Source organism: Enterobacter cloacae complex sp. IR5384 (assembly GCF_049237265.1).
GTDB classification, from domain to species: Bacteria; Pseudomonadota; Gammaproteobacteria; order Enterobacterales; family Enterobacteriaceae; genus Enterobacter; species Enterobacter cloacae.
This window is the reverse complement of sequence record NZ_JBMKHJ010000020.1, coordinates 61,056-83,604: the sequence shown is the minus strand read 5'-3', so window position 1 is coordinate 83,604 and position 22,549 is coordinate 61,056. Positions and strand designations below refer to the sequence as shown.

The following is a 22,549-nucleotide window of genomic DNA, read 5'->3' as shown; positions in this document are numbered from 1 at the left end:
TGATGATCTGTTCGTCGGAAAAACGCTTCTTCATGGGGATGTCCTCATGTGGCTTATGAAGACATTACTAACATCGGGGTGTACTAATCAACGGGGAGCAGGTCAAGCCACTGAAAATCAGATCACCATCGTTAAGAGCATCGGCAAGACTGAGTAAACCTGACTCTAAAACCTTATTGAGTGGTATCTGGCGTTGGGCATGTTCGGTTTTCCCGTCTTCTATATAAATGTACCAGCGTGAAGTTTCTTCATCTAAACGGATGTCCCGCTTTCTGATAGAGGCAATCTCGCCACGTCGAGCACCAGTATAAATGAGGGTGAGGAAGTACCATTTGCGCCAATCGTTATCTTCCAGTGAGAACAGCTTGGTTTTAAGCTTACTCAACTCAGCGTTGCTGAAATGGCCTCTCCGGTTTGGCTTCACCTCATATGTGATTCCGTCGGTAGGGGATTTCTCTAACAGGTCTTTGGTGTCAACGAGGTAAGTTTTAAAAAGTGAGCGCCAGATCTTGAGATGTTTTTCAACATGCTGGCTACTGATCAGATCTTCCTCTGGTACGTCATAATCAATGCATTCAGGCAAAGATAGGCGCTTGTATGGCAGCTTAGTCCGAGTCGGTAAGTTTTCGGTCACTTTCAGCGCTTCACGAATATCTTGCTTAGTAACCCGATCAATCGGTTTATCACCAATAACGTAAATCAGCACATCAAAGAAACGCTGGTTCTCGTTAGTGATGCCTGCACGCCATTTTTGACCTTTTTCTTCAACATACTGCGTCCATGCTTCGGAAAGTTTGATTGCCTGGCTTGCGCTTGCTTTAACTTCCGTTGAAAAAGCCTGGCTTGTTTCAACAATACTTTGCGGTGAAGATTTCAGTTTCTGCTCTTCTAACTGATTTTGCAGTGTTGCAATGAGTTGGCGGTATCGCAGCAAATCTTTCGAATAGAATGCTTCATAGGCTTGCGCGACGGTCGCACGGCTCATATCAAGTGCAGCACCTACTTGATTCGCAAGGGGCAAATCACCCTTGGAAAGTTCAAGTTTCTTCATATGAAGACTTGCAAGCACTTCGTTTGCTGTCTGATCGCTACCATTAACCATGCGTTGGAAGTGAGCTTCCGAATAGCCTTGTGCGGCTTCAACCGTATCAGAAGCCGATAATGGAGAATCAGGATTAATGTTTCTGTGCCACTGTCCTAACTCCGGCAGACGCTCCACCTCTGCAATATCTCTTTCGAGTGCATGTAGAAGATAGTTGTCAAAGTCCTGCTTAGTGGCGGCTCGGTAGCCTTGCATTTTGCGTTTGAACTCTTCGAGGCTCATCGTTCCATTCTGCACAAGGGGAATGAAAGGGCGGATCTGATTCATGATCACTTCTGCTTGCTTTCGGCTATCAGTACCGAGACTCAGACGCACAAAACTTGTTGAATCATTTAGTCTAAAGTTAGTGTAGTATGTGCGCCCACGAATCATTGTGTGTGACAGCTTGTGTGACACCTTGTTTGCCATGCTGTGTACCATAAAATAGTTACAGATCAGTGAGTTAACTTGATGTTTTAGCTAACTCGTTGTTTTAGAAAGTATACCAGACGCCTGTGAAGGCGACACCTGAGGAAGCTCAATGAGCGAGAAGTTACAGAAAGTGCTGGCGCGTGCCGGCCACGGCTCACGCCGTGAAATCGAAGCCATTATTGAAGCCGGACGCGTGAGTGTGGACGGTAAAATCGCCACGCTCGGTGACCGCGTAGAAATCGTGCCGGGGCTTAAAATCCGTATCGACGGTCATCTTATCTCGGTTAAAGAATCTGCTGAGCAGATCTGCCGCGTGCTGGCGTACTACAAGCCGGAAGGTGAACTGTGTACGCGCAACGACCCGGAAGGTCGCCCGACGGTATTTGACCGTCTGCCTAAACTGCGTGGCGCACGCTGGATTGCCGTGGGGCGTCTGGATGTGAACACCTGCGGTCTGCTGCTATTCACAACGGATGGTGAGCTGGCAAACCGTCTGATGCACCCAAGTCGTGAAGTGGAACGCGAATACGCCGTACGCGTGTTCGGCCAGGTTGATGAGAACAAACTGCGCGATCTGTCGCGTGGCGTTCAGCTGGAAGACGGTCCTGCAGCGTTCAAAACCATCAAATTTACCGGTGGTGAAGGGATCAACCAGTGGTACAACGTTACCCTGACCGAAGGCCGTAACCGTGAGGTTCGTCGTCTGTGGGAAGCGGTGGGCGTGCAGGTTAGCCGGCTGATCCGTGTCCGTTACGGCGATATTCTGCTGCCAAAAGGTCTGCCACGTGGTGGCTATACCGAACTGGACCTGACGCAGACCAACTACCTGCGTGAACTGGTGGGACTGGCGCCAGAAACCACCTCCAAAGTGGCGGTGGAGAAAGATCGTCGTCGCATGAAGGCGAACCAGATCCGTCGTGCGGTGAAACGCCACAGCCAGGTGAACAATAATCGCCGCGCTGGCAGCCGTAATAACAACGGTTAAAAATAAAAGCCCGGTTAATATCACCGGGCTTTTTTATCAGTAATCAATGCCGATTTGCGCTTTGATACCGGCATCAAAAGCATGTTTAACCGGACGCAATTCGCTGACGGTATCCGCTAATTCCAGAATATCCCGATGACAGCCGCGGCCTGTGACGATCACCGTCTGATGTGCCGGGCGATTCCTGAGTGCCTCCAGTACGGCGTCCAGCGGCAGATAGTCGTAGGCGACCATGTAGGTGATCTCATCCAGTAACACCATGTTCAGGGCCGGGTCTGCCAGCATTCGTTTTGCATGCTCCCATACCGCGAGGCAGGCCGCGGTGTCGGTTTCCCGGTTTTGGGTATCCCACGTAAAGCCTGTCGCCATCACCTGGAACTCAACCCCGTGCTGTTCAAGTAAGTTACGTTCACCGTTGGGCCATTCCCCTTTAATGAACTGAATGACACCCACTTTCTGCCCGTGACCAACGGCGCGCGTGGCGGTACCAAAGGCAGCGGTGGTTTTGCCTTTGCCGTTGCCGGTAAACACGATGATGATCCCGCGTTCATCCTGCGCAGCGGCGACACGGGCATCAACCTGTTCTTTCAGGCGCTGCTGACGTTGCTGGTGACGTTCTTCACTCATTGCGAAATCCCGGGTTTACGGCCTGGCTGGGCATCAAAGGTCATCCCTGTTTTACGGCGGCTATCATCGCCCATCAGCCAGAGATAGAGCGGCATAATATCTGCCGGGGTTTTAAGCTTCTGCGGATCTTCCGTCGGGAAGGCGCTGGCGCGCATTTTGGTACGCGTTCCGCCTGGGTTAATGCAGTTCACGCGCAGATGACGGCTCTGATACTCCTCCGCCAGCACCTGCATCATCCCTTCGGTCGCGAATTTTGAGACCGCATACGCCCCCCAGTTTGCGCGGCCTTCGCGCCCTACGCTGGAGGAGGTGAATACCAGCGAACCGGAATCAGATTTGAGTAATAAAGGAAGCAGTGCCTGGGTCAGGAAAAAGGTGCCGTTGATATTGACCTGCATGACCTGTTGCCAGATCTCAGGATCCTGTTCATCCATCGGGCGAACCTCCCCAAGCAAGCCGGCATTGTGCAGTACGCCATCCAGCCGTGGGTAGTGGGTGCTGATGCGGTGGGCAAGCTCCTGGCACGTTTCAGGGGTACAGGTGAGCAGATCCAGCGTGTACCAGCGGGCAGGAATGCCACCGGCGGCGTCAATCTCCTGAGCCACTCCTTTGAGTTTTTCTTCGTTACGGCCAATGAGAATTACGCTCGCGCCATAGTCAGCGTAGGTCAGTGCCGCTTCGCGGCCAATACCATCGCTGGCACCAGTGACCAGAATGATGCGGTTCTGCAGCAGATTTTTTTGCGGTTGATAATGCACGGTGACTCCTCGGCGCACAGTGATGCAAAGACGCCTTATTGTGTGACTTTTCGGCTTTATGCCCGAATTAGCATGAGAATTCAATCAGTCTACAGGACGCATCGCTGTAAAATTAACAATTTGCAAATATTTAAACCAGAATCGGGGGATTCCTGAAGACGGCTCGCAGAGGTAATGTCACGAGCGAGACGCATGGGCAGGGCTGTTGTACACTGCCGTGAAAGATTCGTGGTTAAATCAAGGTGGAACGCGTGGAATTACTTTCTCAATATGGGTTGTTTTTGGCAAAGATCGCGACGGTGGTGATTGCCATTGCGGTAGTGGCCGTTCTGATTGTTAACCTGACGCAGCGCAAACGTCAGCGTGGTGAGTTACGCATTACCCGCCTGAGCGAGCAGTATAAAGAGATGCAGGAAGAGATGTCGCTGGCCCTGCTTGACAGCCATCAACAGAAACTGTGGCACAAAGCGCAGAAGAAAAAGCATAAGCAGGACGCCAAAGCGGCAAAAGCCAAAGCGAAGCTTAACGCGCCGGAGGAAACCTCAATCCCGCGTGTCTATGTGCTCGATTTTAAAGGCAGCATGGATGCCCATGAAGTCTCTTCCCTGCGTGAAGAAGTCACCGCCGTGCTTGCCGTGGCTAAACCGCAGGATCAGGTGGTTGTCCGTCTTGAGAGTCCGGGTGGGGTCGTTCATGGTTATGGGCTGGCGGCTTCGCAGCTACAGCGTCTGCGTGAAAAACAGATCCCGCTGACGGTTGCGGTGGACAAAGTCGCGGCGAGCGGTGGCTATATGATGGCCTGCGTGGCGGATAAAATTGTTGCGGCGCCGTTTTCTATTATTGGCTCCATCGGGGTGGTTGCGCAAATCCCGAACTTTAACCGCTTCCTGAAAAGCAAAGAGATCGACATTGAATTGCATACGGCGGGTCAGTACAAACGTACCCTGACGCTGCTGGGGGAGAACACGGAAGAAGGACGGCAGAAATTCCGTGAAGATCTCAATGAAACCCATCACCTCTTTAAAGACTTTGTGCACCGTATGCGCCCGGCGCTTGATATTGACCAGGTGGCAACTGGGGAGCACTGGTACGGTACGCAGGCGCAGGAAAAAGGGCTGGTGGATGAAGTGGGCACCAGTGACGACCTGCTGTTGAATCTGATGGAAGGGCGCGAACTGGTTGGCGTGCGCTTTACCCAGCGTAAGCGACTGCTTGACCGCTTTACGAACAGCGCGGCCGAAAGCGCGGATCGCCTGCTACTCCGCTGGTTGCAACGCGGACAAAAACCGCTGCTGTAAACAAAAACGCGAGGCCAGTGCCTCGCGTTTTGCGTTAATCGACCAGGTGATATTTCTCTGAAAGCGTGTGCGCCAGGTATTTAAACATATTGAACACGGCGGTGCTTTTCGGGGTGGGTAACCCTTGTTCGTCAAGGAAGTATTCGCCGCTGAATACCAGCACGCCGTTACGTTGTTCCACGCCGGTCGCTTCAATGCCCGCCAGGGTGTCTTCATGGTCACGAATCAGCTTATTTGCTTCGATAAGCAGAGAGGCTCGATCAATGGGTTGGGTTGTATTCTGCATAATCCACTCCTTAAACAGTGACAATAGTCTACGCCGGGGGCGCTTTGGGGGCAAATTTTCCTTGTAATGTGAGGGGGTAAGGTGCCGTGACCTGGCTGGCAGGATTTGCTTTTGCATGCTAATAAAGTTGCGTAACGAATTTTATCAGGTAGAGTGTGCGCTTTCGTCATTCTGGCAACAGAATTGCTTGACATTCGACCGGGAATTCGTCACGAATTACATCCGATGTGAGAAAAATACCCGATAACTCAATCACCTGGGCGTTAACGCTATGACGTTCAGTAAGACAAAGGGGTTGATATCCCCTGACGCAGTCGCAATATCAATGGCTCGTCGTCAGTGGAAGGGAAATCAACATGCGGCGTATTCCTGGAAGAATTAAATTAGGTAAAGGTGAATATGGGTAAAGCTCTCGTCATCGTTGAGTCCCCGGCAAAAGCCAAAACGATCAATAAGTATCTGGGTAATGACTACGTGGTTAAGTCCAGCGTCGGTCACATCCGCGATTTGCCGACCAGTGGCTCAGCCAGCAAAAAGAGCGCAGACTCTACCTCCACCAAAGGGGCTAAAAAGCCTAAAAAGGATGAACGTAGCGCGCTTGTCAACCGTATGGGTGTTAACCCATGGCATAACTGGGATGCACACTATGAAGTGCTGCCCGGCAAAGAAAAAGTCGTTAACGAGCTGAAGCAGCTTGCTGAAAAAGCAGACCACATTTATCTCGCAACCGACCTTGACCGCGAAGGGGAAGCCATTGCCTGGCACCTGCGGGAAGTGATCGGGGGTGACGACAAACGCTACAGCCGTGTAGTGTTTAACGAAATTACGAAGAATGCGATTCGCCAGGCGTTTGAGAAGCCGGGTGAACTGAACATCGACCGCGTAAACGCGCAGCAGGCACGCCGTTTTATGGACCGTGTCGTGGGTTACATGGTCTCTCCACTGCTGTGGAAAAAGATTGCCCGCGGTCTGTCCGCAGGGCGTGTGCAGTCCGTTGCTGTGCGTCTGGTTGTTGAACGCGAGCGTGAGATCAAAGCCTTCGTCCCGGAAGAGTTCTGGGAAGTGGATGCCAATGTCACCACGCCGGGTGGAGATGCGCTGCCGCTGCAGGTGAGTCATCAGAATGACAAACCGTTCCGTCCTGAAAACCGTGAGCAGACCATGGCTGCCGTGGCGCTGCTGGAAAAAGCGCGCTACCAGGTTCTGGAGCGTGAAGACAAACCGACCAGCAGCAAACCTGGCGCACCGTTTATTACGTCTACGCTGCAACAGGCTGCGAGCACGCGCCTGGGTTATGGCGTGAAGAAAACCATGATGATGGCCCAGCGTCTGTATGAAGCGGGTTATATCACCTATATGCGTACTGACTCGACAAACCTGAGCCAGGATGCCGTCAACATGGTGCGCGGCTACATCAGTGACAACTTCGGTAAGAAATACCTGCCAGCGAGTGAAAACCAGTACGCCAGCAAGGAGAACTCACAGGAAGCGCACGAAGCCATTCGTCCTTCTGACGTCTCCGTGTTAGCCGAATCGCTGAAAGATATGGAAGCCGATGCCCAGAAGCTGTATCAGCTTATCTGGCGTCAGTTCGTGGCGTGTCAGATGACACCAGCACAGTATGACTCCACCACGCTGACCGTTGGTGCGGGTGATTTCCGCCTGAAAGCGCGTGGCCGTATCCTGCGCTTCGATGGCTGGACTAAAGTGATGCCTGCGCTACGTAAGGGTGATGAAGACAGAACCCTGCCTGCGGTAAACAAAGGGGATGAGCTCTCTCTGGTTGATCTCGTGCCTGCCCAGCACTTCACCAAGCCGCCAGCGCGTTTCAGCGAAGCGTCTCTGGTTAAAGAGCTGGAAAAACGCGGTATTGGCCGTCCGTCCACCTATGCGTCGATTATTTCGACCATTCAGGACCGCGGTTACGTTCGTGTTGAAAACCGTCGTTTCTATGCGGAAAAAATGGGTGAGATCGTCACTGACCGCCTGGAAGCCAACTTCCGCGAACTGATGAACTACGACTTCACCGCGCAAATGGAAGACAGCCTCGATCAGGTTGCCAGCCATCAGGCCGAGTGGAAAAAGGTTCTCGACAGCTTCTTCAGCGACTTTACCAACCAGCTTGAAAAAGCGGAAAAAGATCCTGAAGAGGGCGGCATGCTGCCGAATCAGATGGTCCTGACCAGCATCGACTGCCCAACCTGCGGTCGTAAAATGGGGATCCGTACTGCCACTACCGGCGTTTTCCTCGGCTGTTCTGGCTACGCGCTGCCGCCGAAAGAACGCTGCAAAACCACCATTAACCTGGTACCTGAGAACGAAGTGCTCAACGTGCTGGAAGGTGATGATGCGGAAACCAACGCTCTGCGTGCAAAACGTCGCTGCAAGAAATGCGGCACCGCGATGGACAGCTACCTCATCGATCCAAAACGTAAATTGCACGTCTGCGGTAATAACCCGACCTGCGATGGATATGAGATCGAAGAGGGTGAGTTCCGCATTAAAGGTTACGACGGTCCTATCGTTGAGTGTGAGAAGTGTGGTTCTGAGATGCACCTGAAAATGGGGCGCTTCGGCAAGTACATGGCGTGCACCAACGACGAGTGTAAGAACACGCGTAAAATCCTGCGTAACGGTGAAGTCGCGCCGCCGAAGGAAGATCCGGTTCCGCTGCCAGAGTTGCCGTGCGAGAAGTCCGACGCTTACTTCGTGCTGCGTGATGGTGCTGCCGGCGTGTTCCTTGCGGCAAACACCTTCCCTAAATCGCGCGAAACCCGCGCGCCACTGGTGGAAGAGTTGTACCGTTTCCGCGACCGCCTGCCTGAGAAACTGCGCTATCTGGCCGATGCGCCACAGCAGGATCCGGAAGGCAATAAAACCGTTGTGCGTTTTAGCCGTAAAACGAAGCAGCAGTATGTTGCGGCGGAGAAAGACGGCAAGGCAACCGGCTGGTCAGCATTCTTTGTGGATGGCAAATGGGTGGAAGGCAAGAAATAATCTTTCCTTACCGTAACTTACCTGTGAAAGGGCCGGACTTCCGGCCCTTTTTTATTACCTTGTTATTATTTTTTGTTCCGTACTATACAGTCAGGCTATAAATGATATAGTGGTTATAGTTAACCCTTTTCTTATTATCAAATCGTCTTAAGCGATTGACCGCATGCGCTAAATCGGATGGTCTGGCATGAAATTACAGCAGCTTCGTTATATTGTTGAGGTGGTAAACCACAACCTTAACGTCTCTTCTACCGCTGAGGGGCTATATACCTCTCAGCCGGGTATCAGCAAGCAGGTCCGCATGCTGGAAGATGAGTTAGGTATTCAGATTTTTGCTCGTAGCGGTAAACACCTCACCCAGGTGACGCCAGCAGGGCAGGAGATTATCCGCATCGCGCGGGAGGTTCTCTCTAAAGTCGACGCAATTAAATCGGTGGCGGGTGAGCATACCTGGCCGGATAAAGGGTCGCTGTATATTGCCACCACCCATACCCAGGCACGCTATGCGCTGCCGGGCGTTATTAAGGGCTTTATTGAGCGCTATCCACGCGTCTCTCTCCATATGCATCAGGGCTCGCCGACGCAAATCGCTGAGGCGGTTTCGAAGGGTAATGCGGACTTTGCTATCGCAACCGAAGCGCTGCATCTGTATGACGATCTGGTTATGCTGCCGTGCTATCACTGGAACCGTTCTATTGTCGTCACGCCCGATCACCCGTTAGCCGGTAAAGGGTCGGTCACTATTGAAGAGCTGGCGCAATATCCCTTAGTGACGTATACCTTCGGCTTTACCGGGCGCTCCGAGCTTGATACTGCATTCAATCGTGCAGGATTAACGCCGCGTATCGTCTTCACCGCAACCGATGCTGACGTAATTAAGACCTACGTGCGGCTTGGACTGGGGGTAGGGGTGATTGCCAGCATGGCGGTTGATCCCGTATCTGACCCTGACCTCGTGCGTCTTGATGCGCATGATATTTTCAGCCATAGCACCACTAAGATTGGTTTCCGTCGCAGTACCTTCCTCCGTAGCTATATGTATGATTTTATTCAGCGCTTTGCCCCACATTTAACGCGCGACGTGGTCGATACGGCCGTGGCATTACGTTCAAATGAAGATATCGAAGAGATGTTTAAAGACATCAAACTTCCGGCAAAATAATCACTCCCGGTATCTTTCCGCCCAGGAAAGATACCGAAATAACCTCTCAAAGCTAAATTAGAATTATCATCATCTGCACTTAACTGCCGTATAATGTCATTAACCATTTATTTAGTGTGGTTATAATGTCGTGAATTGGCGACAAAAGTAGAACTAATTTTTGGCTTCGCAAATATTTCCTTTCAAATATTTATTTCTGGTCAAAAGAATGAATATTTCCCATCAATAGATACGTAAATTCACTGGCTTTTCGGCTAAAGTTTCTTTAGGATTTATCTCAACAGATGATTAATTGTACCAATTGTTTGGTCTCTAAATGATAAGCGATATCGATTGTATGAGGTTAGCAATGCCTTCAGGAAGTGAAGAACCGCAAAGGGATCCTGCGCTCAAGCGTAAAGCCTGGCTGGCGGTCTTTCTCGTCTCCGCCTTGTTTTGGGTGGTGGTTGCTTTCCTGGCCTGGAACTATTGGGGTTGAATATGGCAGTGACGGTACGTACAGAAACAGTTAAACAGATGTGTCAGCTTCGTGACAGGGGCCACAAAGTGCGCAAAGCACCTGCCACTGCCGTACCCGCGTCCTGGAAACTGACGCCGCAACAGCAAGCGTTTATTGATGTGTTCGCAGAAGACGAACCCAAAAAACAATAATTTACTTAATTGCGTAATGATGCAAATAGTCTGAATAAAGGCTCAATGCATTTGTACTCTTTAATAAATACACATCAGCAATATTGAACTGAGGGCAGACCTCGGAACCTTTAATAAATAATGCCTGGTGTCCCTATGATGAATAACATGATGTCTATGAAATACTGGTCATGGCTCGGCGTTTTTTCCGCGTCGATTCTGTTCTGGTCACAGCTTATCTGGCTGGCCCTCCACTAAATCGTAAAACCTCGCTACGGCGGGGTTTTTTGTTTTCTCCCCCGCACTGGAACATTCCTGGATTTATCATTTCGGGTTGTTATCAAAACGTTACGACATCTTTGTGTTATCTTTAATTACAGCCCTGATGATTGTCAGGACATCTCTGTAATTAAGGAGGAGCTTATGTCGGTAACCCTACGCGAAGCCAGTAAGGACACATTACAGGCAGAAAATAAAACCTGGCACTACTACAGCCTGCCGCTGGCAGCCAGGACGCTTGGGGACATTTCGCGTTTACCCAAGTCCTTGAAAGTTTTACTGGAAAACCTCTTACGCTGGCAGGATGGTGATTCCGTCACCCTTGAAGATATCCAGGCACTGGCAGGGTGGCTTAAGCATGCCCATGCTGACAGAGAAATTGCCTATCGACCGGCAAGGGTCCTGATGCAGGACTTTACCGGGGTCCCTGCTGTGGTTGACCTTGCGGCAATGCGCGAAGCGGTGAAGCGCCTTGGCGGCGATACCGCTAAAGTAAATCCGCTCTCTCCCGTTGATCTCGTTATCGACCACTCTGTCACCGTGGACCACTTTGGTGACGACGATGCCTTTGGCGAAAACGTACGTCTGGAAATGGAGCGTAACCACGAACGTTACGTCTTTCTGAAGTGGGGGCAGCAGGCCTTTAGCCGCTTTAGCGTCGTTCCGCCCGGTACGGGTATCTGCCACCAGGTGAATCTTGAATACCTGGGCAAAGCGGTCTGGAGTGAATTGCAGGATAAAGAGTGGGTGGCCTATCCGGATACTCTGGTGGGCACCGATTCGCACACCACCATGATTAACGGCCTGGGCGTTCTGGGCTGGGGCGTTGGCGGAATTGAAGCCGAAGCGGCCATGCTTGGCCAGCCGGTATCGATGCTGATCCCTGATGTGGTGGGCTTTAAGCTTACCGGCAAACTGTCGGAAGGCATTACCGCCACCGACCTGGTACTTACCGTTACGCAGATGCTGCGTAAGCATGGTGTGGTGGGTAAATTTGTCGAATTCTACGGTGACGGGCTGGATTCATTACCGCTTGCCGACCGTGCCACCATCGCCAACATGGCGCCGGAGTATGGCGCAACCTGCGGCTTTTTCCCCATCGATACTGTCACGCTGGAATATATGCGCCTGAGTGGCCGTAGCGAAGAGCAGGTGGCGCTGGTTGAAGCGTATACCAAAGCGCAGGGGATGTGGCGTAACCCGGGCGATGAACCGGTATTTACCAGCACACTTGAACTGGATATGGGAACCGTCGAGGCGAGCCTGGCGGGGCCAAAACGTCCACAGGATCGGGTGGCGTTGAGTGACGTACCGAAAGCCTTTGCCGCCAGTAATGAACTGGAGGTAAACACGGCGAAAAAAGACCACCGCCCAATCGACTATGTCCTGAACGGACATCAGTATCAGCTTCCGGATGGTGCGGTTGTCATTGCAGCCATAACCTCCTGTACAAACACGTCGAACCCCAGCGTGCTGATGGCCGCCGGTCTGCTGGCGAAGAAAGCGGTAGAGCTGGGGCTTAAGCCACAGCCGTGGGTAAAAGCCTCTCTGGCACCGGGCTCCAAAGTGGTTTCAGATTACCTTGCACAGGCCAGATTAACGCCGTATCTGGATGAGCTGGGCTTTAACCTGGTGGGGTATGGTTGCACCACCTGTATCGGGAACTCGGGTCCGTTACCTGAACCGATTGAAATGGCGATCAAGCAGGGCGATCTCACCGTCGGGGCCGTTCTCTCCGGTAACCGAAACTTTGAAGGCCGTATTCATCCGCTGGTCAAGACCAACTGGCTGGCGTCTCCACCGCTGGTTGTGGCATACGCTCTGGCCGGGAATATGAATATCAACCTGGTCACCGATCCGATTGGCCACGATCGCAAGAATGATCCGGTCTATCTGAAGGATATCTGGCCATCTGCCCGGGAAATTGCATTGGCCGTAGAGAAAGTTTCTACCGAAATGTTCCGCAAAGAGTATGCGGAGGTATTTGAAGGTACGCCGGAATGGAAGGCCATCGACGTCGTGGGTTCAGATACCTATGACTGGCAGGATGATTCGACCTATATCCGCCTGTCGCCGTTCTTCGATGAGATGCTGGCTGAACCTGCACCGCTGCAGGATATCCACGGCGCGCGCATACTGGCGATGCTGGGAGACTCTGTCACCACGGACCACATTTCGCCAGCGGGAAGCATCAAAGCCGACAGTCCAGCAGGCCGTTACCTGCAGAGCCGGGGCGTGGAGCGCCGGGATTTCAACTCCTACGGCTCGCGTCGTGGTAACCATGAAGTGATGATGCGCGGCACGTTTGCCAATATCCGTATCCGCAATGAAATGGTGCCGGGCGTGGAAGGGGGCATGACGCGACATTTGCCGGGGAGCGACGTGATCTCAATTTATGACGCCGCCGTCAAATACCAGCAGGAAGGCACGCCGCTGGCGGTTATCGCCGGGAAAGAGTACGGCTCTGGCTCCAGCCGTGACTGGGCGGCGAAAGGCCCGCGTCTGCTTGGGGTTCGGGTGGTGATTGCCGAATCGTTTGAACGTATCCACCGTTCAAACCTGATAGGGATGGGGATCCTGCCACTCGAATTCCCGCAGGGCGTCACCCGTAAAACGCTGGGACTCACCGGGGAAGAGCTGATTGACATCAGCGGCCTGCAAAATCTGCAGCCGGGTAAAACGGTGCCGGTGAAATTAACGCGCGCAGACGGTAAAACAGAGGTGCTCGACTGCCGGTGTCGTATCGATACGGCAACAGAACTCACCTATTACCAGAACGACGGCATTCTACATTACGTGATTCGTAAGATGCTGGACTGATGGAGCCAGCCCGGCACGCGAGGGCGTTGCCGGGCACTTTGCGATCACTCGCTCAGCAGATGCCCCATTTTGGCGGCTTTGGTATCGAGGTAGTGCGCGTTTTTTGGGTTACGTCCCACAATGAGCGGTACGCGCTCAACGATATTGATCCCCGCTTCGGTCAGAATTTCGACTTTTTTCGGGTTGTTAGTCAGCAGGCGTACTTCATCCACGCCCAGCAGCTTAAACATATCCGCACACAGCGTGAAATCGCGCTCATCGGCAGCGAAGCCGAGCTGGTGGTTTGCTTCTACCGTGTCGTACCCCTGGTCCTGCAGCGCGTAGGCGCGGATTTTATTCAGCAGGCCAATATTGCGCCCTTCCTGGCGGTGATAAAGCAGCACACCGCGACCCTCTTCGGCAATATGAGAGAGCGCTGCCTCCAGCTGGAAACCGCAATCACAGCGCAGGCTGAACAACGCATCGCCGGTCAGACACTCCGAATGAACGCGAGAAAGTACCGGGGTTTGTCCTGAAATGTCGCCGTACACCAGCGCGACGTGATCCTGTCCGGTCGCCAGTTCTTCAAATCCCACCATCAGGAAATCGCCCCATGGGGTTGGCAGTTTGGCTTCTGCCACACGTTTAAGCTGCATGTGATTCTCCAGAGTAGGCTGACACGTTTCGTGTCTTCCGCCTGTTTTTGCTTTCTGTATCCGTTCATTTTGCCACAAGCTCAGCAGGTTCGCCTAATGGCTGCCATGCTATACGAACGTTAAACGCACGATCCGACATATCCACCCGTCGGATGAATTTCAGTTATGATTGTGACGCTTAGCGAAAAAGGAGAAGACATGCTTTCAATCGCCAGACGAACGGCAGCAGGTGCGGCCATATTGTTGATTATGCCATTAGCCGTTTGGGTATCAGGCTGGATGTGGCAGCCCGGGCACAATACCCTGTGGCTGAAAACGTTATACTGGATAACAGAGACGGTCACCCAGCCATGGGGCATCATTACTCATGTAGTGCTTTGCGCCTGGTTTTTGTGGTGCCTGCGCTTTCGTCTCCGCGCAGCGCTGGTGCTCTTTGCTATCCTCGGTGGGGCGATCCTTGTTGGCCAGGGGGTAAAATCCTGGGTGAAAGGCCATGTGCAGGAGCCGCGGCCTTTTGTGGTCTGGCTGGAAAAAACGCATCATGTTCCGGTGAATGAGTTCTACAATTTAAAACGTAAAGATCGCGGTGCGCTGGTGAAAGAACAGCTTGCGGAACAGCAGGATATCCCGACGTTTTTACGTAAACACTGGCAAAAAGAGACCGGCTTTGCGTTTCCATCCGGGCACACCATGTTCGCCGCCAGTTGGGCACTTCTTGCCGTCGGCCTTTTATGGCCGCGGCGTCGGACTGTCACTATCGCCATTTTACTGGTCTGGGCGACGGGGGTGATGGGGAGCCGTCTACTGCTGGGCATGCACTGGCCACGCGATTTAGTGGTGGCGACGCTCATTTCATGGCTGCTTGTTACCCTTGCCACCTGGCTGGCTGAACGACTCTGCGGTCCGTTAACGCCGCCGCCGGAAGAGAAAGAAGAGATCGCCGAAAGGGAGCACAGTGGCGTCTGAAGGTTGATTTTGCGCATTCAGCCCATAAATCCATGACGGGCGCGTCACTTTTTCCGTTTCGCGCCCGTCGCTAAAATGGTAGTTTATAAGGCTGATTGCGGTAAGTTGAACACACTTTATTCGCTTGAACCACATAACGGGAAGTAATGTGAAATATTTACTCATTTTCTTACTGGTATTGGCGATTTTTGTCATTTCAGTCACATTGGGTGCACAAAACGATCAACAGGTGACGTTTAACTATCTGCTGGCGCAGGGCGAGTATCGGGTTTCGAGCCTGCTGGCGGTCTTGTTCGCAGCGGGTTTCGCCATCGGCTGGCTGGTTTGCGGTCTGTTCTGGTTAAAAGTACGTGTTTCGCTTGCGCGCGCTGAACGTAAAATTAAACGCCTCGAACATCAAATTGCGCCTGCGTCCGACATCCCGGAAAGCTCTGGTGTGCCGGTCGTCAAGGAATAATCGAATATGCTGGAGTTGTTGTTTCTGCTTTTGCCTGTAGCCGCTGCCTATGGCTGGTATATGGGCCGCAGAAGTGCGCAACAAACAAAACAGGATGAGGCGAACCGACTCTCCCGCGACTACGTTGCAGGGGTGAACTTCCTCCTGAGCAATCAACAGGACAAAGCGGTCGACCTGTTCCTCGACATGTTAAAAGAGGACACAGGCACCGTTGAAGCACACCTGACCCTGGGCAACCTGTTCCGCTCGCGCGGCGAGGTTGACCGTGCCATTCGTATTCACCAGACCCTCATGGAAAGCGCCTCGTTAACTTACGATCAGCGCCTGCTGGCAGTACAACAGCTGGGCCGCGACTACATGGCGGCAGGGTTGTATGACCGTGCGGAAGACATGTTCTCGCAACTGGTGGATGAAACAGATTTCCGCATAGGTGCGCTGCAGCAGCTGCTGCAGATTTACCAGGCCACCAGCGACTGGCAGAAAGCCATTGATACCGCTGAACGTCTGGTTAAGTTGGGTAAAGACAAACAGCGCGTCGAGATAGCCCATTTCTACTGCGAACTGGCCCTGCAACAGATGGGGAACGACGACATGGACAAAGCCATGGCGTTGCTGAAGAAAGGGGCCGCCGCAGACCGCAACAGCGCGCGTATTTCCATCATGATGGGGCGCGTGTTTATGGCAAGTGGCGACTATGCCAAAGCCGTTGAAAGCCTGCTGCGCGTCATTGATCAGGACAAAGAGCTGGTCAGTGAAACCCTTGAAATGCTGCAGACCTGTTATCAACAGCTGGGTAAACAGGATGAGTGGGTCGCGTTCCTGCGCCGCTGCGTGGAAGAGAACACCGGAGCCACTGCGGAGCTGATGCTTTCCGACGTAGTGGAGCAGCATGAGGGCAGCGACACGGCGCAGGTTTATATTACGCGTCAGCTGCAGCGTCATCCTACCATGCGGGTTTTCCATAAGCTGATGGATTACCACCTGAACGACGCAGAAGAAGGGCGTGCTAAAGAGAGCCTGATGGTGCTGCGTGACATGGTGGGCGAACAGGTGCGTAGCAAGCCGCGCTACCGCTGTCAGAAGTGTGGTTTTACCGCGTATACGCTGTACTGGCACTGTCCTTCGTGCCGGGCCTGGTCAACCATCAAGCCCATTCGCGGTCTCGATGGGCAGTAATTTTTTTTAAAACACCTCACTTTAGTTACAACATACTTATCACTTTTTACAGTCCCATTCAGCATCGTGCGGTTTGCCAGCCTGGCAGGGAATAAAACGATCCTGTCAATTTGTGGCGCTGGCAGGTAGAATGCACGCCGTTTATCTGTTCCGCGCCGCTGCGCGCCCATAGACGAAAAGGGCTGGTCATGACGTCTGTTACTTCCTCCACTTCCCGCGTAGTTACTGATTCTCCTGTTGTTGTTGCTCTTGATTACAATAAACGTGACGCTGCTCTGGCTTTTGTCGACGGTATTGACCCTCGCGACTGTCGCCTTAAAGTGGGCAAAGAGATGTTTACGTTATTTGGACCGCAAATCGTACGCGATCTGCAACAGCGCGGTTTTGACGTTTTCCTCGACCTCAAATTCCATGATATTCCAAACACCACGGCGCACGCCGTTGCCGCGGCTGCTGAATTGGGTGTATGGATGGTTAACGTGCATGCATCGGGTGGGGCGAGAATGATGACAGCCGCGCGTGAAGCGCTTCTGCCGTTTGGTAGCGACGCCCCCTTATTGATTGCGGTAACGGTGCTGACCAGCATGGACGAAAATGACCTGCGTGACCTCGGTGTGACGTTGTCACCGGCTGAACATGCAGAGCGTCTTGCGCGGCTGACGCAGAATTGCGGCCTGGACGGTGTAGTCTGTTCCGCGCAGGAAGCGGTGCGTTTCAAAACGGAGCTGGGCCAGAATTTCAAACTGGTCACGCCGGGTATTCGCCCAGCGGGTAGCGAGGCTGGCGATCAGCGCCGTATTATGACCCCCGAGCAGGCGCTGGCGGCAGGCGTGGATTACATGGTCATCGGCCGTCCGGTGACACAATCTGCTAATCCGGCAGAGACGCTTAAGGCTATCAACGCATCACTGAAAAAGGGGGCGTAATGACCGACTCAAACAGCCGTCTGGTCTATTCAACCGAAACCGGGCGCATTGATGAATCGAAAGCGAAAGCAGAGCGCCCGAAGGGCGACGGTGTTGTCCGTATCCAGCGCCAGACCAGCGGGCGTAAAGGTAAGGGTGTTTGCCTTATCACGGGTATCGATCTGGATGATGCAGAACTGGCGAAACTGGCGGCTGAACTGAAAAAGAAATGTGGCTGCGGCGGTGCCGTCAAAGACGGGATAATCGAAATCCAGGGTGATAAACGCGATGTCATTAAATCGCATCTCGAAGCCAAAGGGATGAAAGTAAAGCTGGCGGGCGGCTAAAATAAATGAGCCACGGTATTTACCGTGGCTCTTGTTTTATACGTGCGTAAGTCAGACCTGAAATGCGATAAATATCGCGATGCCCATCAGGGCGTATAATAATTATTTGCCGACCTGGTGACCGATAATACCACCAACAGCAGCACCACCTAATGTACCCAGCGTACTACCGTCTGTTAATACTGCACCACCCAGTGCACCAGCACCGGCACCAATAGCGGTGTTACGGTCACGTTTAGACCAGTTAGAGCATGCGCTCAGGGACATTGCTACAGTGATTGCCAGAACAGCGGCGGCTAATTTTTTGCTGGTTAAGGTCATAATACTTTCTCCTGAATTATCGATTCACGGAAAGATGCACGCTTTAAGTATAGACTAAACGAATACTTAAATTCTGTTCTCCGTGAAAGCTGGTCGCGCAGGTGTTACGTCATCACGCAGGTGATAGTCACTTCCTGTTATATCGCTAACATTAATTTTACGTCTTCAGGATCAGTTAAACAGGTAAAAACTCTTAAAGGGGGGTTAGGATTCCTCTCAGAGAGAGGTTAAGAGGCGCCTGAAATTCAGGCGCTCGCGGACTCAGGCGGGTTTTTTAATAATGTCGACGATAAGTCCGTCTTCCTGGAGTTTATTCCGATGTGCTTCGCTCAGACGGTCATCGGTAATTACGCGGCTGAACCGGGATATTGGCCCCATTGTATAAGGATGGACCGCGCCAAATTTTGAACTGTCGGTCAGCACGATTGCCTCACACTCTTTTTCCAGTACCGCGTTCACAACGTCTGAACGCATCATATCCCGACCGGTAAAGCCGGTTTCGGGCTGCCAGCCGTCAATACCGATGAAGGCCTTGCTGAAATGCACCTGCTGAACGTACTGACGCGTCAGCGGGCCGACCATGCTCTCACTTTTTTTCTGATAGATACCGCCCAGCAGGATGACCTCGCAGCGTGTCTCCTTCAACAAGTGAGCGATATAGCTACTGACGGTAATGATGGTGATGTCTTTTTGCTCGGCCAGGGTGCGGGCCAGCAGGGCATTGCTACTGCCGTTCTCAATAAAGACCGTTTCGCCATTGTTCACTAAGGACGCGGCAAACTCAGCCAGCTCACGTTTGAGGGCATAGTTATTCATCATGCGGGTTTCTACGTCCTCGCTGTCCAGCGGGACCGCATACCCATGCGCACGACGCAGGTAGCTCTGTTTTTCGAGTAGATTCAGATCCTGACGGATGGTGACTTCAGAAACGCCTGTCGTTTTAGCGAGATCGACGACGCTCACGCGCCCCTGATCGATGACCATCTGCAAAATGATTTGTTGTCGGGAATTCATAGCATCCATTTAATAAAGCGAAACGAGGGCGGATAGGGCGTGGTTAAACTTCCCACGGGGCTTTTGGCTGTCTGTTTTCTGACGCGGTTTCGGCGCCATTCTGAGCCAGAAGTTCAGACTTCAGGATCTCAAGGTTACGGATCGCAGAGTGATAATCGCCCGCAACCAGTATATCCAGCACGGTATCAATTCGTTGGGCTACGGCCTGCGCATCAATGTTAGACATAATCTCATCCCGGGTACGAAAAGTTAATATTTTCAATGATGCAGAAAATGGATTCAAAAGAGAAGGGAAAAAATGCAATAACTAAATTACATAAATGAAAGTAATAAATTTATTCCCCCGCATGCAGCGTGATGAATGAGTGGATTAGTCTAAAACTGCGCGCAAGGCGCTTTTTTATATGAGGAATTAGACTATGACAGTTATCAATCAGGCTACCTGCACACTGTTTACCGATACTGAACGTTTCACTCAGTTGTCCGGGTATTATGAGGAGGAGCGCCGCACAGTCTGGATGATGTTGCGGGCGCAGCCACGACCTTGCTTCAACCATGCGTTAATCGAAGAGATCATGAACCTCTCCTGGCTCGTTCGCCAGTCCGGGTTTGCGGTCGATTTTTGGGTTACCGGTTCGCTGGTACCCGAGATGTACAATGCGGGAGGTGATTTACAGTTCTTTGTCGAATGTATCCAAAACGGACGTCGCGAGGCGTTAAGAGCCTATGCCCGTGCCTGCGTGGACTGCGTTCATGCGGCGTCACGGGGGTTTGATACGGGGGCTATTACCCTGGCGATGGTCGAAGGCAGTGCGTTAGGGGGCGGATTCGAAGCCGCGCTGGCGCACCACTTTGTGCTGTCCCAGCGCGATGCCCGCTTAGGCTTCCCTGAGATCGCCTTCAACCTTTTCCCCGGCATGGGGGGGTACTCGCTGGTTGCTCGCCGCTCAGGCATGAAGCTGGCGGAGGAGCTCATCTACAAAGGGGAGTCTCATACGGCAGAATGGTATGAACAGCATGGGTTAGTGGATGTCCTGTTCGAACCCGGGCAAAGTTACGTCTCCGTCAGAACGTTCATTGACACGCTGCGGCCGAAGATGAACGGCGTAAAGGCGATGTTACGCGCCCGTACCCGCGTGCTGCAGCTGCCTCGCAGTGAGCTGATGGATATCACGGAAGATTGGGTTGACGCCGCGTTCTGCCTTGAACCAAAAGATATCGCCTATATGGAGCGTCTGGTCATGCTGCAAAACCGCCATCATGCGGCGGGTTTACGCAAAGCCAGTTAGTGCTGTTTACGCGCCTGATATCGCTTTAGCCATCGCTCGAATGCGGCAGCGGGCATGGGCTTAGCAAAGAGAAAACCCTGCCGTTCGTTGACGCCGTTCTTAGTCAGAAAGGCGTCTTCTTTTGCGTTCTCCACACCTTCGGCAATGACCTGCAAATTAAGTGCCTGCGCCACCGCGACGATGGCCCGCACCAGCGACTGGGAAATAGACTGTTTATGAATGTCCCGGACAAATGACTGATCGAGTTTTATCGCATCGATGGGGAAGCGTGCCAGCTGCGACAAAGACGAGTAGCCAGTACCAAAATCGTCCAGATGGATTTGCGCACCAAGCTGGCTGAACTGCTGGATCACCGACAGCGCCAGCTCTTCGTTTTCAATGAGGCAGCTTTCTGTTAACTCTACGTCGATAGGGCAGTATTCAAAATCCAGATCCTTCAGGGCCTGTTTTAAGTCGCTGAAAATGGTTTGATCCGCCAGCTGACGGGCCGAAACGTTCACCGCCACGCGCAGGTTAATGCCTTTGTCGCGCCATTTCGCCACCTGGCGAACCACATCAAGCATGACCCAGCGGCCAAGCGGCACAATCAGCCCTGACTCCTCAGCATACGAGATAAACTCCAGCGGAGGAATCAACCCGCGTTCTGGTGATTGCCAGCGCACCAGCGCTTCAAGGCTTCTGACTTCACCGCGCCAGGTGACTTTGGGCTGGTAGTGGATCAGCAGTTGATCGTTATCCAGCGCTTTGCGCAGGTTGGTATCCAGCCAGAGATACTCAAACACGCGCTGGTTCATTTCCGGCGAGAAGACGCAGAACTTACCCCGGCCGTTCTCTTTCGCCGTGTACATGGCGGTATCGGCATTGCGGATAACGCTTTCCCGATCGTTACCGTGCTGCGGGGCGAGGGCGATACCTAACGAGCAACCGGTATAAATTTCAATCAAACCAATTCTGAACGGCTGGCGCAGGCGGGTCAGAATGCGTGATGCCATCGCTTCCAGAGAACCCTGAGAGGTATTGGTGGCCATGACAATAAATTCATCGCCGCCGAGTCGCGCCAGCACCTGGCCTTCTTCCAGACAGCTCAGAATGGCCAGCGCGACCGCCTGTAATAACTGATCGCCAAACATGTGCCCGTAGGCGTCGTTCACCTTTTTGAAGTTATCGAGATCGAGATACACCACGCCAACCTGCGTCTCACCGCGGCTGTCGATGGCATCTGAAATCAGTTCGTGGATCGCGTTGCGGTTCGGCAACCCGGTGATGGTGTCGGTATTGGCCAGTACCCGCAGGCGCTCCTGGGCGCGGCGCTCCTCCGTAATATCGGTGCCGGAACAGATAAGAAAAATTTCATTTTTACCGCTACCGCTGTGGACAAATTTGTTTCTGAACAGAAACAATCGTTGTCCTTTTCGCGTTTTGATCCAGCGCTCGACTTCGTAAGAGCTGCCGTTGCGAAAGAAGCCGGTGATGTTGCGCTTAGAGGCTGCCGCTTCACTGCGGCTCATAAACAACTTAAACACGTTCTGGCCGATAACTTCTTGTTCTTTCAGGCCGGTGTACTCCTCGCTCAGGCGGTTAAACCGCTGAATATTGCCGTTCTGATCGAGGATTACGATAACGGAGTTGGCTTCCGAAACCACTTGTTCCGCAAAGGACAGCCCCTGAGCAAGGTCCCGGGCTACGGAAGGCGTATCGTTCCACGCAGAGGCTGTTCCGGCCCACTCATTACGGGTTATTTTGCGTCCGACAAGGTGAACAGGAACATCTTCGCCGTACAACGAGAGCGTCATAGAGATACTGGACGTAATGACGGTTAACTGGCGAATAAGTTCGGCCTGTTCATCGTCCAGCGCCACCACCTGAGTGACATCGGCATTTTCGCTGGTTGAAAGGTGCAGAGCATTGCTGTCTGCTGTCAGTCGCCACCAGGGGCTGTGAGTTCCCATGTAACGAAACAGCAAATTCTGCTCCAGATCGTCCATCATGTTTTCTCCTGCAGCTACCTGTTAGCGCACAATTTATTCCGTTGCAATCGGCTTTTTCGAGGTGAGACCACGACCAGACCGATGTGAACTTATTGT

The 22,549-nt window shown here is 52.6% G+C and carries 22 protein-coding genes; 13 read left to right on the top strand and 9 right to left on the bottom strand.

Annotated features, from left to right (window positions below; all coding sequences use genetic code 11):
- Window positions 1-67: 67 nt before the first annotated feature.
- A complete protein-coding gene (locus tag ACOTX3_RS16475; protein WP_250116800.1) occupies window positions 68-1,369 on the bottom strand; it encodes a recombinase XerC in 1,302 nt (433 codons plus the stop codon).
- Between the two features lie 253 nt (window positions 1,370-1,622).
- Between ACOTX3_RS16475 and rluB the strand changes: the two genes are divergently transcribed.
- Window positions 1,623-2,498 (top strand): 23S rRNA pseudouridine(2605) synthase RluB, encoded by an 876-nt coding sequence (rluB, locus tag ACOTX3_RS16470; protein WP_013096363.1) that lies wholly within the window; start codon window positions 1,623-1,625, stop codon window positions 2,496-2,498.
- 36 nt (window positions 2,499-2,534) lie between these two features.
- Here rluB and cobO read toward each other — a convergent pair whose 3' ends face one another.
- Window positions 2,535-3,125 (bottom strand): cob(I)yrinic acid a,c-diamide adenosyltransferase, encoded by a 591-nt coding sequence (gene cobO / locus ACOTX3_RS16465; RefSeq protein ID WP_040022201.1) that lies wholly within the window; start codon window positions 3,123-3,125, stop codon window positions 2,535-2,537.
- Window positions 3,122-3,883: a YciK family oxidoreductase gene (locus ACOTX3_RS16460; protein WP_023620279.1), complete on the bottom strand. Its 762-nt coding sequence runs from the start codon at window positions 3,881-3,883 to the stop codon at window positions 3,122-3,124. The genes cobO and ACOTX3_RS16460 overlap by 4 nt, the downstream gene beginning before the upstream one ends.
- A 251-nt stretch (window positions 3,884-4,134) precedes the next feature.
- On the opposite strand from ACOTX3_RS16460, the gene sohB reads away from it, so the two are divergent.
- Entirely contained in the window at window positions 4,135-5,181 is a 1,047-nt protein-coding gene (sohB, locus tag ACOTX3_RS16455; RefSeq protein ID WP_058678826.1) for a protease SohB, read from the top strand.
- A gap of 34 nt (window positions 5,182-5,215) precedes the next feature.
- On the opposite strand, the gene ACOTX3_RS16450 is transcribed toward sohB, so the two are convergent.
- On the bottom strand, window positions 5,216-5,467 hold the full coding sequence (locus ACOTX3_RS16450; RefSeq protein WP_003856804.1) for a YciN family protein: 252 nt from the start codon (window positions 5,465-5,467) through the stop codon (window positions 5,216-5,218).
- Between the two features lie 399 nt (window positions 5,468-5,866).
- Here ACOTX3_RS16450 and topA point away from each other — a divergent pair, with 399 nt between their 5' ends.
- The 5 genes from topA to acnA all read left to right on the top strand — a co-directional run bounded on the left by topA (window position 5,867) and on the right by acnA (window position 13,355).
- Window positions 5,867-8,464, top strand: coding sequence for a type I DNA topoisomerase (topA, locus tag ACOTX3_RS16445; RefSeq protein WP_038419681.1), 2,598 nt, complete (start codon window positions 5,867-5,869; stop codon window positions 8,462-8,464).
- Window positions 8,465-8,651: 187 nt separating this feature from the next.
- Window positions 8,652-9,626 (top strand): HTH-type transcriptional regulator CysB, encoded by a 975-nt coding sequence (cysB, locus tag ACOTX3_RS16440; protein ID WP_006175683.1) that lies wholly within the window; start codon window positions 8,652-8,654, stop codon window positions 9,624-9,626.
- 337 nt (window positions 9,627-9,963) lie between these two features.
- A complete protein-coding gene (locus ACOTX3_RS16435) occupies window positions 9,964-10,104 on the top strand; it encodes a YmiA family putative membrane protein (RefSeq protein ID WP_213382645.1) in 141 nt (46 codons plus the stop codon).
- 311 nt (window positions 10,105-10,415) lie between these two features.
- Entirely contained in the window at window positions 10,416-10,514 is a 99-nt protein-coding gene (ymiC, locus tag ACOTX3_RS16430; protein WP_044159376.1) for a small membrane protein YmiC, read from the top strand.
- 165 nt (window positions 10,515-10,679) lie between these two features.
- Entirely contained in the window at window positions 10,680-13,355 is a 2,676-nt protein-coding gene (acnA, locus tag ACOTX3_RS16425) for an aconitate hydratase AcnA (protein WP_020690941.1), read from the top strand.
- Window positions 13,356-13,399: 44 nt separating this feature from the next.
- Here the strand turns inward: acnA and ribA are convergent, their stop codons facing one another.
- Complete coding sequence (gene ribA / locus ACOTX3_RS16420; protein WP_013096372.1) at window positions 13,400-13,990, bottom strand: GTP cyclohydrolase II; 591 nt, start codon at window positions 13,988-13,990, stop codon at window positions 13,400-13,402.
- A gap of 198 nt (window positions 13,991-14,188) precedes the next feature.
- On the opposite strand from ribA, the gene pgpB reads away from it, so the two are divergent.
- The 5 genes from pgpB to yciH all read left to right on the top strand — a co-directional run bounded on the left by pgpB (window position 14,189) and on the right by yciH (window position 17,841).
- A complete protein-coding gene (gene pgpB / locus ACOTX3_RS16415) occupies window positions 14,189-14,956 on the top strand; it encodes a phosphatidylglycerophosphatase B (RefSeq protein WP_028027956.1) in 768 nt (255 codons plus the stop codon).
- A 148-nt stretch (window positions 14,957-15,104) separates the two neighbouring features.
- Window positions 15,105-15,413 (top strand): LapA family protein, encoded by a 309-nt coding sequence (locus ACOTX3_RS16410; protein ID WP_013096374.1) that lies wholly within the window; start codon window positions 15,105-15,107, stop codon window positions 15,411-15,413.
- 6 nt (window positions 15,414-15,419) lie between these two features.
- Window positions 15,420-16,589: a lipopolysaccharide assembly protein LapB gene (gene lapB, locus ACOTX3_RS16405; RefSeq protein WP_013096375.1), complete on the top strand. Its 1,170-nt coding sequence runs from the start codon at window positions 15,420-15,422 to the stop codon at window positions 16,587-16,589.
- 188 nt (window positions 16,590-16,777) lie between these two features.
- Window positions 16,778-17,515, top strand: coding sequence for an orotidine-5'-phosphate decarboxylase (pyrF, locus tag ACOTX3_RS16400; RefSeq protein ID WP_028027957.1), 738 nt, complete (start codon window positions 16,778-16,780; stop codon window positions 17,513-17,515).
- Complete coding sequence (gene yciH / locus ACOTX3_RS16395; protein WP_058678827.1) at window positions 17,515-17,841, top strand: stress response translation initiation inhibitor YciH; 327 nt, start codon at window positions 17,515-17,517, stop codon at window positions 17,839-17,841. Before pyrF ends, yciH begins: the two co-directional genes overlap by 1 nt.
- 102 nt (window positions 17,842-17,943) lie before the next feature.
- Here yciH and osmB read toward each other — a convergent pair whose 3' ends face one another.
- The 3 genes from osmB to ACOTX3_RS16380 all read right to left on the bottom strand — a co-directional run bounded on the left by osmB (window position 17,944) and on the right by ACOTX3_RS16380 (window position 19,402).
- Entirely contained in the window at window positions 17,944-18,162 is a 219-nt protein-coding gene (osmB, locus tag ACOTX3_RS16390) for an osmotically-inducible lipoprotein OsmB (RefSeq protein WP_008501216.1), read from the bottom strand.
- A gap of 261 nt (window positions 18,163-18,423) precedes the next feature.
- A complete protein-coding gene (locus ACOTX3_RS16385; RefSeq protein WP_058660359.1) occupies window positions 18,424-19,176 on the bottom strand; it encodes a DNA-binding transcriptional regulator YciT in 753 nt (250 codons plus the stop codon).
- 43 nt (window positions 19,177-19,219) lie between these two features.
- A complete protein-coding gene (locus ACOTX3_RS16380; RefSeq protein ID WP_020690946.1) occupies window positions 19,220-19,402 on the bottom strand; it encodes a hypothetical protein in 183 nt (60 codons plus the stop codon).
- 193 nt (window positions 19,403-19,595) lie between these two features.
- Here ACOTX3_RS16380 and ACOTX3_RS16375 point away from each other — a divergent pair, with 193 nt between their 5' ends.
- Window positions 19,596-20,465, top strand: coding sequence for a crotonase/enoyl-CoA hydratase family protein (locus tag ACOTX3_RS16375; protein WP_023620809.1), 870 nt, complete (start codon window positions 19,596-19,598; stop codon window positions 20,463-20,465).
- Here the strand turns inward: ACOTX3_RS16375 and pdeR are convergent.
- Window positions 20,462-22,453: a cyclic di-GMP phosphodiesterase gene (gene pdeR, locus ACOTX3_RS16370; RefSeq protein WP_013096381.1), complete on the bottom strand. Its 1,992-nt coding sequence runs from the start codon at window positions 22,451-22,453 to the stop codon at window positions 20,462-20,464. The genes ACOTX3_RS16375 and pdeR overlap by 4 nt on opposite strands.
- Window positions 22,454-22,549 lie beyond the last annotated feature (96 nt).